Here is a 15,507-nt window from a genome sequence, read left to right on the forward strand (position 1 = left end):
GTCTTTTACTTATTAAATACAGCTATTATTTTAAAAATCCTTTAGATTTTGCTTCTTTAATTGCTGCAGATATACCTATTTTATTAATAGTTTTTAAAGCAGATGTAGAAACTTTTAAAGTTACCCATTTATCTTCCTCTGGAATGTAGAAACGTTTCTTCACTAAGTTCGCGTTAAATTTGCGCTTAGTTCTATTTAATGCATGAGACACGTTGTTTCCAACCATTGCCTTCTTCCCTGTAAGTTCACAAACTCTTGACATTCTATATAACTTTAAATTCTTTGTTGCTTAAATTCGAGGTGCAAATATACAAATTCTTTATATTATGACAATTAAAATGTTGTCAATTTTTAAAAATTTCTTTCAAGAGCATTTCTAAAGCTTTATTAACCGCTTTATTAATGACTTTTATTCTTGAATTTCCGAAGTTAAAGGCTTGGGAATACACCTCTGTATTGGTTGCAATAGCAATATGTACTGTACCAACTTCGGCATCAGAATCTCCTTTTGTGGGCCCTGCATTTCCTGTGGTTGCAATTGCGTAATCTGACTGAAATAAGGCCTTTGCATTCCGAGCCATAGATTCTGCCACTTGAGCACTTACTACCGAATATGTATTAATATCTGATTCAGGAACTTGCAACACCTTTATCTTTGATTGTGTCGAATAGGTAACTAAACCTCCCTTGAAAAAGGCTGAAGCTCCTGAATGCACAGTAAACCGTTCTGCTACCGCACCTCCTGTACAACTCTCTGCTATAGCTAAAGTATCGCCCAATTTTGTTAACTGCTTGGCAATTACTACTTCTACTGAACCATCTTCATCTTCTAAACCTGCATACTCTTCTCTTATTAACGGAATGACCTTGTTGATTTGATCTTGAATGTCTTTTTTTAATTGTGCTTCATCAGAACCTTTAGTAGATAACCGCAATCGCATTTTTCCTAAGTTTGGCAAATACGCAAGTTTAATATGACTAGGTAAAGCATCTTCCCAAGAGGCTATTCTGTCGGCTAAAGCACTTTCACCTAAACCATATACAATCATAGTTTTGTGAAGTATAAACGGACAATTAAATTTTTCTTTCAACTTAGGAATAACCTCATTATCAACCAATTCGGTCATTTCATAAGGTACCCCAGGCAATGAAATAAATACCTTGTCCTGCTTTTCAATCCACATACCTGGTGCCGTTCCTAATCGGTTCATTAAAGGTTTTGATTTTGAAGGAATAAGCGCCTGGTCTCTATTAACTTGTAGCATGGTAGTCCGCACATGCTGCTTCCAAATAGTTTCAATATTTTCAAGAACCGCATCGTTTCTTTCCAAGGTGTCTTCAAAATATTCTGCTATTGTCTTTTTTGTAATATCATCTTTTGTGGGTCCCAACCCACCTGTACAAATAATTATATCTACACGGCTTTCTGCATTTTTTAATGCTTGTAAAATATGTAGTTTATCATCTTGTATTGAGGTTATTTGATATACAGAAACCCCAATTTTATTAAGTTGTTTAGCTATAAAGGCAGAATTTGTATCAACAACTTGCCCTATAAGAAGTTCATCGCCGATGGTTATAATTTCGGCTAACATAATTACAAATTAAAATCAGATTTTATTTCGGCAGTAGCATTATCAACCGCTGAAATTACAATAGCCAATTGAGAGGATATATCTTCACCTCTTTTCTCAAACTTTCCCCAATCCTGTACCTCTATTAAAGTATCGAGCACGCCTAATTCAAACAAATCAACCGTTGGCTTCATTTTATGAGCGGCTTGATAAGCGTTAAAATAATCTTCTTCTGCTACGGCTTTCTTTAAACGTTCTGCATCTACGGGCACTTCTTCTAAAAAAGCTGCAGCCAACGCCGCTATAAAGTCGGTATCATTATCTGCTAATTCCTTTACTCTAAATAATTTATAATGCTGTTCCATTTTATTTTACATGTATTGAAAACATCTCATTGTTCTCTATAAACCCCTTTAATTTATCATGAGCATTTACTTTACCAACTCCTGCTGGAGTACCTGTAAATATAATATCTCCTATCTTTAAAGTGAAATATTTTGAGACATATTCTATTAATTCATCAATTTTCCAAAGCATATGGCTTGTATTTCCATTTTGCACAATATTATCGTTCTTTTTTAAAGAAAACTCAATGTTGTTTATATCTAAAAAAGCATTTTTATCCATCCACTTACCTACTACAGCGGCTCCATCAAATGCTTTAGCTTTTTCCCAAGGCAGCCCTTTTGCTTTTAATTGACTCTGCATATCGCGGGCTGTAAAATCTATCCCTAACCCTATCTCCTTGTAATATTTATGCGCAAACTTTTTATCTATATACTTTCCTACGCGATTAATTTTAACAAGAACCTCAACTTCATAATGTACATCATCAGAAAAATCAGGAATAAAAAAAGGCTGCTTTTTCAGTAAAATAGCGGTATCTGGTTTTAAAAACACCACTGGATGTTCTGGCCTTTCATTTTGCAATTCTTCAATATGCTCTGCATAATTTCTTCCTATACAAATCAGCTTCATAATCTATTTTTATCATTGGTTTTGAAGTAAGGATTCTTGTGTAACACCACCTAAAAAAAGTAAACCTCTTATTTTAGCCTAGTTTATTATTAAAACTTCTTAATTTAATGGCTGTAAGTACTTTTTTGGTATATAATGGAAAATCAGCATTAAGCAACCAACCAAAATACCCTGGTTCTTTTTCAAGAACTTCTGTTACTAATTTTCCTTTGTGTTTCCCAAAAGAAAAACATTCCTCTCCTTTTTTATTATAAGTAATAAATCCTGCAAAGTCTGCAAACTTCTTTCTGGCGCTAAACTCGGCTAAAAATTTTGTGCTATTTTCCAACTCTTCATACTTGTCTATTTGCGCTTTTAACACCTCATAAGTCGCTTTGGTATCTGCTTCAGCACTATGCGCATCTTCTAAACTTTCATTACAATAAAACTTATAGGCGGCACTCAAGGTACGTTGCTCCATTTTATGAAAAATAGTTTGCACATCAACAGCTAACCTATTCTTCATATCAAAGTCAACATCGGCACGTAACATTTCTTCTGCTAGTAATGGGATATCAAATCGATTAGAATTAAACCCTCCTAAATCTGAATCCTTTATCATGTTGTAAATGTCTCTAGCCAACTCTTTAAACGTTGGTTCATTGGCCACTTTCTCATCAGTAATACCATGAATTTTTGTCACTTCCTTTGGTATAGGCATTTCAGGATTAACTAACCAGGTTTTACTTTCTTCCGTACCATTAGGATATATCTTTAAAACTGATATTTCTACAATTCTATCTGTTGTAATGTTGACACCTGTTGTTTCTAAATCAAAGAAACAAATGGGTTTTGTTAAGTGTAACTGCATTAGTTCTTAATTAATTATACTGCGCTTTGTGCAAAAATAAAAAAACCTAACCGTATAAATGATTAGGTTTATAAGTGCTTTAATTCTATACTTTATAATTCCCTGTTTACATCCCAAGCCTCTAAATAATCTTTTACAGACTTTACAAACATACCACCTAAAGCCCCATTGACTACACGGTGATCATAGGAATGAGACAGGAACATTTTATAACGAATCCCTATAAAATCACCCTCTGGTGTTTCAATAACTGCGGGCACTTTTCTAATAGCGCCTAAGGCCAAAATACCTACTTGAGGTTGATTAATTATAGGCGTTCCCATGATGCTTCCAAAAGACCCAACATTAGTAACGGTATAAGTGCCACCCTGAATTTCATCTGGTTTTAACTTATTCATTCTGGCACGATTGGCCAAATCATTAACTTGTTTGGTCATGCCTACTAAATTTAGTTGATCCGCATTTTTTATAACAGGAACTATTAAATTACCATCGGGTAACGCCGCTGCCATTCCTATATTGATATTTTTCTTTTTTATGATTTTATCATTCTGTACCGAAATATTCATCATAGGGTAATCACGAAGCGCCTTAGCAATCACTTCCATAAAGATTGGAGTAAAGGTTAAATTTTCTCCTTCACGCTTCATAAAACCTTCTTTCACCTTTTTTCTCCAATTCCAAACATTCGTCACATCAGCTTCAATAAAACTTTGCACGTGTGCTGAAGTTTGAATAGATTCTACCATATGGTTAGCAATAAGCTTACCCATTCTAGTCATTTCTATAATCTCGTCTTCTCCGCTTGATAGAACTCTAGGCTTTTCTGGTTTGACAGCCTCTCTGGGAGTAACCTCTTTTTTAACCTCTTGTGGTTTTGATACTTGAAGTTCACCACCACCCTTATTTTCAATGAATTTTAAAATATCATTTTTGGTAACTCTGCCATCTTTTCCTGTACCTTGAATAGCGTCTAACTCTTCTTGCGAAATCCCTTCTTCTTTTGCTATATTTTTTACCAGAGGCGAATAAAAACGTTCTTCACTAGATATTACAGACGTTACCGCATGCTCCGCAACCGAAATAGTTTGAATCACCTGCTCTACAGCCTCTTGAATTTCAGGCTCTGCGGATTCTTCGGTTTTACTTAAATTTGACCCCTCAGTATCTTCGTCTCCATCAGTCTCTATAATAGCCAAAACTTGACCTACTTGAACCACATCATCTATATTAAAACGTCGTTCTACCAAAACACCATCTACCTCACTAGGCACCTCACTATCTACTTTATCTGTAGCAATTTCTAAAACGGGCTCATCCATTTCAATAGAATCACCAACATCTTTTAGCCATGTAGTTACGGTTGCTTCAGCAACGCTTTCTCCCATTTTTGGTAACTTAAGTTCAACCCTTGCCATATTAGTAACGTATTCCTTGTTTTTTAATTTAATTTTGCAAAAATAATAAAAATAAAAGCTGAATAGTAGATAATACTCAAATTACTCATCAAAAACAAAAACTTCTCCTCTATCTATAGTACTATCACTACCTAATATAAATTTTGAATTATTTGGCAATATTTTATAAGTCGTATTAGCTATGTTATTTTGTTTTTCAATATTACAAATGATTTCTTTATATGACATAAAATTAGCATCAAAAATAACTTCTGTAGGTACAGAAAAATATTTTAACTTCTGCATTAAAAAAATATTTTTTCCCAAGATTTTATTTAATAACTCATTCTGCTTATTTGAAATAAAAGCATACTGTTGTACTCTTTTTTTCTTCAACTCTGGTTTTGTTCTAAAAGTATAGACTATTTGAACACCTAACCAAACTATAAGATCATACAAAATGTTTTTCCTGAAATGTTTTTTATAAAAAATTTGCATAGCGCCATAAAAACGTTTCGCATAGTTTTTATCTCGTAATGTACTTTCTCCCTTAAAGTGAATGACTGTTATACCGCCATAATAATAATTATGATATCCTTGTTGCAAGGACTTATAAGAGATATCAATATCTTCACCGTACATAAAATAATCTTCATCAAAACCTCCTAATTCATTGTATACGTTCTTTCTCAGTAACATAAAAGCTCCTACCAGAATATCTACTTTTGATATTGATTCCTTTGGTACATTATGTGCATAATACGCTTTTGAATCTCCTAGCAATTTCTTAAAAGCCGCTTGAACATATGGTATATTACGCTTACTTTCTGGTAAAAAACCTCCCTTGCCATTAATCAGCCTGCACCCTACTATTCCTAAATCCTCTTTTGACTCTGCAAATTTTAATAAAACTTCAAAGGTATCCTCGCCTACTACGGTATCAGGATTTAAAATGCACACGTACTCTCCTTGAGCTTTTTTAACACCAATATTATTCCCTTTTGAAAAGCCGTAGTTTTCTCTGTTCTCGATTAAGATAACTTCTGAAAACAGTTCTCTTACCATGTTGCAGCTATCATCTTCAGAGTTATTATCAACAACAATAATTTCAGAATCAATATCCTTTAATGCCGCCTGTACACTCTTAATGCAGAGTTCTAAAAAATACCGAACATTGTAATTTAAAATAACTACAGATAACTTCAAACTTAAACTTCTTTTTAATGTTTTAACGAAGATTCAAACGGGATTCTGTTTACTATACTTCTTCCCAACGTAATTTCGTCAGCATACTCCAATTCATCACCAACTGATATCCCTCGGGCAATGGTTGACGTTGTTATATTAAACTGCTGAATTTGTTTGTAAATATAAAAATTAGTAGTGTCACCTTCCATGGTAGAACTTAATGCAAAAATAAGTTCTTTCACTTGGCCTTTGGCCACTTTTGTTACTAAAGACTCAATATTTAGGTCGTGAGGCCCAACGCCATCCATTGGAGAAATTTTACCTCCTAGAACATGATACAAGCCTTTAAAAGAGCTTGTATTCTCAATAGCCATAACATCTCGTATATCTTCTACTACACAAATAACGTCAGTCAACCTATTAGGATTTGAACAAATTTCACAAAGTGCCACATCACTGATGTTGTGACACGAAGTGCAAAATTTCACATCATTGCGCATATTTTGTAAAGCATTTGCTAACCCTAAAGTTTGATCTTTAGGTTGCTTAAGCATATGCAAAACCAAACGTAATGCTGTCCGCTTTCCTATTCCTGGTAACTGAGACATTTCATTTACCGCCCGTTCTAATAATTTTGACGAAAACTCCATGGCGGCGAATTTAACATTTCACAATGACATTAACTAATTTTAATGATTCTTCATTAAAATAGGTGATATTCCATTTGGTTTTTGGAAGTTTATATTTGTACTTTTCAAAACATTAATTTTTATACATGTCCTCAATACAAATCATTTTTCTTATCGCTTCTTATTTCATCGTTTTGATGTTAATATCCTATTTCACTGGAAAAGAAGACAGTAACGATGCTTTTTTCAAAGCAAATAAATCGGCGCCTTGGTATTTGGTTGCGTTTGGAATGATAGGTGCTTCCTTATCTGGCGTTACCTTTATATCGGTCCCAGGTGCGGTTGAAACAAAACAGTTTGGCTACCTCCAAGTAGTGTTTGGCTATTTTTTTGGATATCTTGTTATAGCTTATGTGTTACTTCCTATTTATTATAAACTCAACCTCACTTCAATCTACACTTATTTGAGAGATCGCTTCGGCAGAGTAAGCTATAAAACAGGATCCATTGCCTTTTTAATATCTAGAGTCGTTGGGGCTTCATTTAGACTTTTTTTAGTGGCTAAAGTGTTACAATTATTAATTTTTGATCAATATCATATTCCTTTTACTGTAACCGTAATTATTACCATAGGACTGATTTGGCTTTACACCTTTAAAGGCGGCATTAAAACTATTATTTTTACTGACACCTTACAAACCTTGTTTATGCTGGTTTCAGTAGTTATTACTATTGCTTTTTTGGCTTCGACCCTTAACCTTAACGACATATCTTCCATTTACACAAATGTTAAAGAAAGTGCCTTGAGCAAGGTATTCTTTCTTGATAATGTAAATGACGCTCAGTATTTCATAAAAAGCTTTTTAGCAGGTATATTCATCACTATTACCATGACTGGATTAGATCAAGATATGATGCAAAAAAATCTAACCTGCAAAAATTTAAAAGAAGCGCAAAAAAATATGATTTCTTTCAGTATCATATTAATTTTTGTAAACATTTTGTTTTTAGTGTTGGGGCTTTTATTAACCCAATATGCCAATGAGCATGGTATTATGGCAAAAAAAGACGATTTATTCCCTACTATAGCGATGCTCCCCGAAATAGGAATTTTAACCTCAGCATTTTTTTTACTTGGCTTAATTGCCGCAGCCTATTCAAGCGCAGATTCTGCTTTAACCAGTTTAACTACATCTTTTTGCATTGATATTATTGAATTAGATAAAAAACCTATTGAAGCGCAAAAACGTATTAGAAAACGCACTCATGTTTTCATTAGCGCCCTTTTGGTTGTAGTTATTGTTCTTTTTGATGCCATCTTTAAGGATGTTTCTGTTATTTGGGAATTATTTAAAGCGGCAGGATACACCTACGGCCCATTGCTTGGTTTATTTGCCCTTGGTATATTCACTAAAATAAAACTGAAAGACACCTATGTTTGGATAGTTGCACTCATTGCGCCTTTAATTTCATATTTACTCAACAGCTATTCAGCAGAGCTTTTAAACGGTTACCAAATAGGCTTTGAAATATTAATCATTAATGGCCTGCTTACATTTCTTGGATTAATACTGATTCGTAGAAAGCAAAACTAAAGTACAGGCTTCTTCATAAAAAATATTGTTTTGCTGTAACAGTTTATAAAGTTCTGGGTTTTCGGTACCAGGATTAAAAATAACGCGCTCTGGTTTCAATAATAAAATATAGTCATAATATGCCTTTTGACGTGTTGCGTTTAAATACATGGTCACCGTATGTATTTTATTATGTGATTTAAGTGTAGTTTCAATTTGTATACCAGAAACCTCTCCTTGTTTCAAACCAATGGCAACCACCTCAATATTGTTAGCCACCAATCTTTGAATGGCATAATTTGAGTATCTATTAGGTTTTAAGGACGCGCCTAGCACTAAAGTTTTTTTATTCATAATGTTAAATTATTGTTAAGTAAAACAAAACCCGTAACAGACTCTACCTACAAACGTCTATCTATTAAACTATTCATCATCAATCAACAAACTTATCTCAATGAAAAACTTATTTTTCATGTGCGTTTTACACATTACAACTTTGACTCACGCACTCAACCCTCCAATTATAAATGGCGATAAAAACGGATCGATATCAGGCATTGTTTTAGACGCAAATTTAAAGGAACCCTTACCCTACGTAAACGTAATAATAAAAAACAACAATGGCGCTACCTTAACGGGTGGCATTACCTCTGACGATGGTTCTTTCAATATAGATAATATCATTGAAGGCGATGTTTTAGTAAGCATTCAATACATTGGTTACAAAACTTACAGCAAACCAGTAACCATAAAGAAAGGTAATTACAAAGTAAATCTGGGCAAAATTTATTTAGAAGAAGAAGCCGAAAACCTTGATGAGGTAACCGTGGTAGCTGAACTATCTACCATACAACAAAAAGTAGACAGAAAGGTAATCACTATAGGCAAAGATTTAACAACGGCTGGAGCCAGTGCCAGTGATATTATGAATAATCTACCATCTGTTAATGTTGATCAACAAACCGGAAACATTAGTCTTAGAGGAAACGAAAATGTAAGAGTTATGGTTGACGGCAAATTAAGCAACGTACCTATTGCCCAGTTATTAAAACAAATTCCTTCTACATCAATTAAACAAATAGAACTCATTACCAATCCTTCAGCAAAATACAATCCTGAAGGTATGAGTGGTATTATTAATATTAAGCTACATAAAAATACGCAAGTCGGTTTCAACGGCAATCTTAATATAGGCCTGACCAAAGAGATTTTTGCTAAGTTCAATAGTTCTATTGATATGAATTATAGACATGGAAAGTTTAATTTTTATGGAAACTATGGCAATAATATTGGTAAATATGACAATTTTGGAAATATTAATCGTTTAGACGATCAATCTAATAGACAAGATTTCACATTCGGAAATAATAACAAATCCCATCTGTATAAAGTTGGGGTAGATTTTTATATGAATGATAAAAACACCATATCTTTTTTCACCAACCAAAATATATTTTCAGGAAAAGCGTTTGGTAATACCGTTATCACCTTTCCAGGAGAACCTGTTCAAGAACAAATATTTAACAACATTTCAGAAAACAACTCGGGTCAGTATAATTTGGCATATAAACACAATTTTGATAAAGAGGATGAAACGTTAGACATTGAGATTAACTTCAACGACTACGAGCAAGAAGAAGTGGCAAATTTTGATTTTGTCAACTTTATTTTTCCTCAAAATTACGTAGACCATGTTAACACTGATAGAAACAGAACCACAATAAATGCAGATTACGTTAACCCAATTAGTGAAAAGGCTAAAATTGAAGCTGGTTTAGAGGCGAGGTTATTTGAATCAAACGTTGACTATTTTTCAACAGGTAAAACTTTTGATGGCGAAGGTAACATTATAAACACGCCTAGCACAGATTTTGATTATAAACGCGATATTTATTCGATCTATTTCACCTATGGAAGAAAAACCGAAAAATGGAGTTATCAAGCAGGCATACGCGCTGAACAAGTAAATGTTAATGCCAAAGCGTTAAGACTTTTTGATGACAATGCAACTGAACTCATTCCGTTTGAAAACAATTATTTTCAAATTTACCCATCGGTGTTTTTAACCTACTCACCTTCAGAAAAAAACGCCTATCAACTAAGTTACAGTCGACGTGTAGATCGCCCTGGATTACAACAAGTTAACCCAATTAGAGAATGGAGCACACCACTTATTTCTTCGTTTGGAAACACCAATTTACAACCCCAGTTCACTAATTCCATTGAAACCAATTATACCAGACAATTTGAAAAGGGAAGCATAACAGCTGGTGTATTTTATAGAATTATTGAAGACAACATTAGCAGATATGTTTATATTGATCGAACAGACATTAGTTCGGGAAAAGTCATTCTATCTTTTGATAATTTCTCAAACACTTCGGCTTACGGTTTTGAACTGTCATCTAATTACAGAGTGGCTAAATGGTGGAGCCTAAATGGTAGTTTTGATCTGTACTCACAAACTCAAAAAGGCATCACTGAGTACCTTGATACAGACGATTTACCCAACGCAACCCCAGAGGACATTGTAAGAGAAGAAATTGAAGTGGATAATGTGATTTGGAACTTAAGATTGTTTAATAATTTTAAAGCTTCAAAAAAATTAAGCTTTTCTTTATTTGGGTTATACAGAGGCCAACAAAAAGGTATTCAATTTACCAGAAAACCCATGTATTTTGTAAATACAGGACTAAGATATAGTTTCATGGAAGATGACAGAGCTACTTTCAGTTTTAACTATAACGATATTTTTAACACCATGCAATTTGCCTTTGAAGGCAGAACGCCTTACCCTTCACGAGGTGATTTTAATTGGGAAAGTAACACATGGAATATTGCCCTTTCATACCGATTTGGAGGTAACAAATATAAGGCTTTAAGAAGAAAATCTCGTGATAATAATGAAAAGTCAGGTAGCGGTGGCTTTCTATAATATAAACGCAATAGCCTGTGCATAATAGTTGATGGTTAGTGTTATTTAAAAGGCTATTGAAAAAGAACTCCCATAGTATTTTACCGTGGGAGTTCGATTTTTTTATCTCACACGTTCATTTATATGTTAAATTTTTGATTATCAACAATAAAACGTCACAATTAACGTTAGGAGGTTATATACTATCTAACCAAAGCGGATAAATAATTATTTAGAGTTAGTCGTCTACACATTTCAAAAAATTCGTAGTTTATGATTAGTATATAAAAAACTCGAAATTTATTTTCGAGTTTTTCTTTGTATGTTAAAAAAAGTTAAAACTTTAATAATCAATGCAATAAAAAAGACAATATTACGTCTTATATAACAAGATTCTTCACATTAGTGTTAGTTGAAGTTGATTAATAGCTAGAAAAGCCCAAAACTAATTAGTTTTGGGCTTTTTGTTTTCTCTTGTTTATTTTAAATATTTAAACCCACCTTATAATGGCGCTAGCCCATGTAAAGCCACTGCCAAAAGCTGCCAAAACCACATTATCTCCAGCGTTTATTTTACCTTCTTCCCAAGCCTCTGTTAACGCTATAATTACAGATGCCGCCGTAGTATTACCATACTTCATTATATTATTAAAAACTTGGTTGTCATTTAATCCGAACTTTTTCTGAATGAATTGAGCTATTCTTAAATTGGCTTGATGCGGAATTAACATATCTATGTCTTCTTTTTGCATGCCATTTTGCATTAACCCTTCCATAATGACCTCACTAAAACGTACTACAGCATGTTTAAAAACAAATTGGCCATCCATATAAGGAAAATAAGAAATATCCTCTTCTTTTGATTGTAATATTTCAGGCACCCAATGTGCAATACTAGGTGATTCTACTATCAGTTTATCGGCATACTTCCCCTCACTATGTAAGTGTGTAGACAAAATACCTTTAGACTGGTCTTCCTCTCTAGATAACACACAAGCCCCTGCACCATCTCCAAAAATAACTGTTACTCCTCTTCCTCGGGTTGTTTTATCAAGGCCATTACTATGATATTCAGCACCAATAACCAAAACATTTTTATACATACCTGTTTTGATAAACTGATCGGCCACAGAAATGGCATAAACAAAACCAGAACATTGATTACGCACATCAAGCGCTCCTACGGTTGGCATATCAAGCATATCTTGAATCTGTACCCCACACCCTGGAAAATAATAATCGGGACTAAGCGTAGCAAATACAATAAAATCTATATCATCTTTTGTTAATCCAGAGCGCTCAATAGCTATTCTTGCAGCCTTGGCTCCCATCACAGCTGAAGTATCCTCTGAACCTTCAGGAATCCACCGTCGTTCTTTTATCCCTGTTCGTTCTTGAATCCATTCATCATTGGTATCCATGATTTTAGATAAATCATCATTGGTCACCACATGATCTGGAACATACTTTCCTAAACCTATTATTTTTGAATTATACATGGCTATTATCTTTTTAAGATAACCAATTTACAAAATAATCTATTCAGTTTCATAGATGTAAATTCTAAAACAGGTGTCAGTTTGTCATATTTCTTTAAATGGCATTTTTGTTGACTGGTTAAACAAGTAATTAAAACAATAAATAAATCATTATAAATCATGACAAAAGGAAATATTAATGTATCGGTTGAAAACATCTTCCCACTCATTAAAAAATTCTTGTATAGCGATCACGAAATATTTTTACGTGAGCTTATTAGTAACGCCACAGATGCTACTTTAAAACTAAAGCACCTTACTAATATTGGTGATGCAAAGGTTGAATACGGAACCCCTCAAATTGAAGTTAAAATTGATAAAGAAGGAAAAAAGCTTCATATTATTGACCAAGGCTTAGGTATGACCGCTGATGAAGTTGAAAAATACATTAATCAGGTTGCTTTTTCTGGAGCTGAAGAATTTTTAGATAAGTATAAAGATTCTGCAAAAGATTCAGGAATTATTGGTCATTTTGGTCTTGGTTTTTATTCAGCATTTATGGTTGCTGAAAAAGTAGAAATCATTTCTAAATCATACAAAGATGAACCCGCCGCGCATTGGACTTGTGATGGTTCTCCTGAATTCACACTAGAAACTGCCGACAAAACAGAACGAGGTACTGAAATCATTCTTCATATTGCAGAAGACTCTACTGAGTTCTTAGAAGATGGCAGAATTCGTGAACTGCTATTAAAATACAATAAATTCATGCCAATTCCAATCAAATTTGGAACTAAGGAAATCAATGACCCTGAGCATGAGCCTGCTACTGTAACAGATAAAGACGGTAAAGAAACCAAAGAACCTCATAGAAAAATTACGGTTGACGATATTATTAACAACCCTAATCCGGCTTGGACAAAACAACCTACCGATTTAAAAGATGAGGATTACAGCAACTTTTACCGTGAGTTGTACCCCATGCAGTTTGAAGAGCCTTTATTCCACATTCACTTAAATGTTGATTATCCGTTCAACTTGACAGGAATTTTATATTTCCCTAAGTTGAGTAATGATATGCAAATACAAAAGGACAAAATTCAACTGTACCAAAACCAAGTTTTTGTAACCGATAATGTTGAAGGTATTGTTCCTGAGTTTTTAACCATGTTGCGTGGTGTGATTGACTCACCAGACATTCCGTTAAATGTATCACGTTCATACTTGCAAGCTGATGGCGCTGTAAAAAAGATTTCATCATACATAACCAGAAAAGTTGCTGATAAATTAAAATCGTTGTTCAACAACAATCGTGAAGATTTTGAAGCTAAATGGAACGATATCAAAATCGTTATTGAGTATGGTATGCTTTCTGAAGAAAAATTCTTTGAAAAAGCAGAAGCTTTTGCACTTTACCCAACGGTTGATGGTAAGTATTATACCTATGACGAGTTATATAACAAAATCAAGGCAAAACAAACCGATAAAGATGATAAATTAGTGATTCTTTATGCGTCTGATAAAGATGCACAACATAGTTATATTGAAGCTGCTAAAGCCAAAGATTATGAAGTGTTACTATTAGATTCTCCTATTGTATCACATTTAATTCAAAAGCTTGAAACTACCAAAGAGAAGATTTCATTTGCTCGTGTTGATGGTGATCATATTGACAACCTTATCAAGAAAGACGAAAACACAATTTCTAAATTAGATGAAGATCAAAAGAAAGCGCTTGATGAGTTGTTAAAAGAAGTGATTCCTTCTGATAAATTTATGGTACAACTTGAAGCTATGGATAGCAACGCAAGTCCGTTCATCATTACACAACCTGAATTTATGCGCAGAATGAAAGAAATGCAACAAACTGGCGGTGGCGGCATGTTTGGTATGGGTAATATGCCAGAAATGTACAACCTTGTTGTAAATACAAACTCTGAATTAGTTGGTGAAATTATTAACACAAAAACCAAAAAGAAACAAGAGCGTTTAATTAATCAAAGTTTAGATTTAGCTAAACTGTCTCAAGGTTTATTAAAGGGTGAAGAATTAACCAACTTTATTAAGCGCAGTTATGACATGATTAAATAGTTGACGCCCTAATGTGTTCAGCATTCTATATAAATAAAGGCCACTTCTTAACAGAAGTGGTTTTTTTTTGAACATCATTTAACATATTTATAGGAAATAATACTTAACATCTGTGCTATATTAGCGCCTAAATTTTAAATGATGAAACAATTTTTATTCCTATTTACCTGCGCTATTTTAGCATCGTGCTCAAAAGATAAAAATGACAATGAGTATATAGACTACAGAGTAAAAAACGACGAAGAAATTCAGGCCTATATTGAAGCTAATAATTTAGAGGCCACAAAAAGTGACACGGGTTTATACTATATCATAGAAGAACAAGGAACCGGTGACACGCCTTCATACAGTAGTAATGTTACTGTAGCTTATAAAGGTTATTTTACTAGTGGAAAAGTGTTTGATGAAAGTGATGAAGCTGGCATTTCTTTTAATTTGAATCAAGTGATTCCTGGCTGGACCGAAGGCATCACATATTTTAGTGAAGGCGGAAGTGGAAAATTATTAATTCCATCACACCTCGCTTACGGAAGTTATGATTATTCAGGAATACCTGGAGGTTCTGTTTTAATTTTTGATATTAATCTCATTTCAGTAAACAATTAAAATGAGTATCCCCTTTTAATAGAAGCCACTTTTGTATGAAGTGGCTTTTTGTTTTTTCTAGATTATGACCAACATATCCAATAACAAGGTTAAAGTTTATCTTCAACACGAAAGCATAAGTGTTTCAACAAATATTTGTTACTTTTACCATGATAACACCACCAAAAACAACTTCATTAAAAATATAATTTACAACCACTTACATAGTTTTATCACATATAATATCAA

14 protein-coding genes are annotated in these 15,507 nt (G+C 33.6%); 4 read left to right on the plus strand and 10 right to left on the minus strand.

Features of this window, described 5'->3' with window-relative positions; all coding sequences use genetic code 11:
* Positions 1-25: 25 nt before the first annotated feature.
* The 8 genes from rpmB to recR all read right to left on the minus strand — a co-directional run bounded on the left by rpmB (position 26) and on the right by recR (position 6,637).
* Positions 26-262 (minus strand): 50S ribosomal protein L28, encoded by a 237-nt coding sequence (gene rpmB, locus FGF67_RS05305; protein WP_072402996.1) that lies wholly within the window; start codon positions 260-262, stop codon positions 26-28.
* An 82-nt stretch (positions 263-344) separates the two neighbouring features.
* On the minus strand, positions 345-1,595 hold the full coding sequence (locus FGF67_RS05310) for a competence/damage-inducible protein A (protein ID WP_139695443.1): 1,251 nt from the start codon (positions 1,593-1,595) through the stop codon (positions 345-347).
* A 2-nt stretch (positions 1,596-1,597) separates the two neighbouring features.
* On the minus strand, positions 1,598-1,939 hold the full coding sequence (locus tag FGF67_RS05315; RefSeq protein WP_139695445.1) for an Hpt domain-containing protein: 342 nt from the start codon (positions 1,937-1,939) through the stop codon (positions 1,598-1,600).
* 1 nt (position 1,940) lies between these two features.
* Complete coding sequence (locus tag FGF67_RS05320) at positions 1,941-2,552, minus strand: fumarylacetoacetate hydrolase family protein (protein ID WP_139695447.1); 612 nt, start codon at positions 2,550-2,552, stop codon at positions 1,941-1,943.
* 73 nt (positions 2,553-2,625) lie between these two features.
* Entirely contained in the window at positions 2,626-3,402 is a 777-nt protein-coding gene (locus tag FGF67_RS05325; RefSeq protein ID WP_139695449.1) for a 3'-5' exonuclease, read from the minus strand.
* Positions 3,403-3,494: 92 nt separating this feature from the next.
* Complete coding sequence (locus FGF67_RS05330) at positions 3,495-4,820, minus strand: dihydrolipoamide acetyltransferase family protein (RefSeq protein ID WP_139695451.1); 1,326 nt, start codon at positions 4,818-4,820, stop codon at positions 3,495-3,497.
* Between the two features lie 81 nt (positions 4,821-4,901).
* Positions 4,902-6,005, minus strand: coding sequence for a glycosyltransferase family 2 protein (locus tag FGF67_RS05335; protein ID WP_139695453.1), 1,104 nt, complete (start codon positions 6,003-6,005; stop codon positions 4,902-4,904).
* Positions 6,006-6,019: 14 nt separating this feature from the next.
* Positions 6,020-6,637 carry a recombination mediator RecR gene (gene recR, locus FGF67_RS05340; RefSeq protein ID WP_139695455.1) on the minus strand — a complete coding sequence of 206 codons (618 nt, stop codon included), beginning with the start codon at positions 6,635-6,637 and terminating at the stop codon, positions 6,020-6,022.
* Positions 6,638-6,762: 125 nt separating this feature from the next.
* On the opposite strand from recR, the gene FGF67_RS05345 reads away from it, so the two are divergent.
* Positions 6,763-8,211, plus strand: coding sequence for a sodium:solute symporter (locus FGF67_RS05345; RefSeq protein WP_139695457.1), 1,449 nt, complete (start codon positions 6,763-6,765; stop codon positions 8,209-8,211).
* Here the strand turns inward: FGF67_RS05345 and FGF67_RS05350 are convergent.
* Positions 8,182-8,544, minus strand: a complete 363-nt coding sequence (locus FGF67_RS05350; RefSeq protein ID WP_139695459.1) for a CoA-binding protein — start codon at positions 8,542-8,544, stop codon at positions 8,182-8,184. The genes FGF67_RS05345 and FGF67_RS05350 overlap by 30 nt on opposite strands.
* Positions 8,545-8,644: 100 nt before the next feature.
* Here FGF67_RS05350 and FGF67_RS05355 point away from each other — a divergent pair, with 100 nt between their 5' ends.
* On the plus strand, positions 8,645-11,125 hold the full coding sequence (locus FGF67_RS05355; protein WP_139695461.1) for an outer membrane beta-barrel family protein: 2,481 nt from the start codon (positions 8,645-8,647) through the stop codon (positions 11,123-11,125).
* A 470-nt stretch (positions 11,126-11,595) separates the two neighbouring features.
* Here FGF67_RS05355 and FGF67_RS05360 read toward each other — a convergent pair whose 3' ends face one another.
* Positions 11,596-12,603 (minus strand): 3-oxoacyl-ACP synthase III family protein, encoded by a 1,008-nt coding sequence (locus FGF67_RS05360; protein ID WP_139695463.1) that lies wholly within the window; start codon positions 12,601-12,603, stop codon positions 11,596-11,598.
* 159 nt (positions 12,604-12,762) lie between these two features.
* Here FGF67_RS05360 and htpG point away from each other — a divergent pair, with 159 nt between their 5' ends.
* Complete coding sequence (gene htpG, locus FGF67_RS05365; RefSeq protein WP_139695465.1) at positions 12,763-14,673, plus strand: molecular chaperone HtpG; 1,911 nt, start codon at positions 12,763-12,765, stop codon at positions 14,671-14,673.
* Positions 14,674-14,814: 141 nt separating this feature from the next.
* Entirely contained in the window at positions 14,815-15,279 is a 465-nt protein-coding gene (locus FGF67_RS05370) for an FKBP-type peptidyl-prolyl cis-trans isomerase (RefSeq protein WP_139695577.1), read from the plus strand.
* The last annotated feature ends 228 nt before the right edge of the window (positions 15,280-15,507 follow it).

Source organism: Allotamlana fucoidanivorans, from assembly GCF_006265225.1.
GTDB lineage: Bacteria > Bacteroidota > Bacteroidia > Flavobacteriales > Flavobacteriaceae > Allotamlana > Allotamlana fucoidanivorans.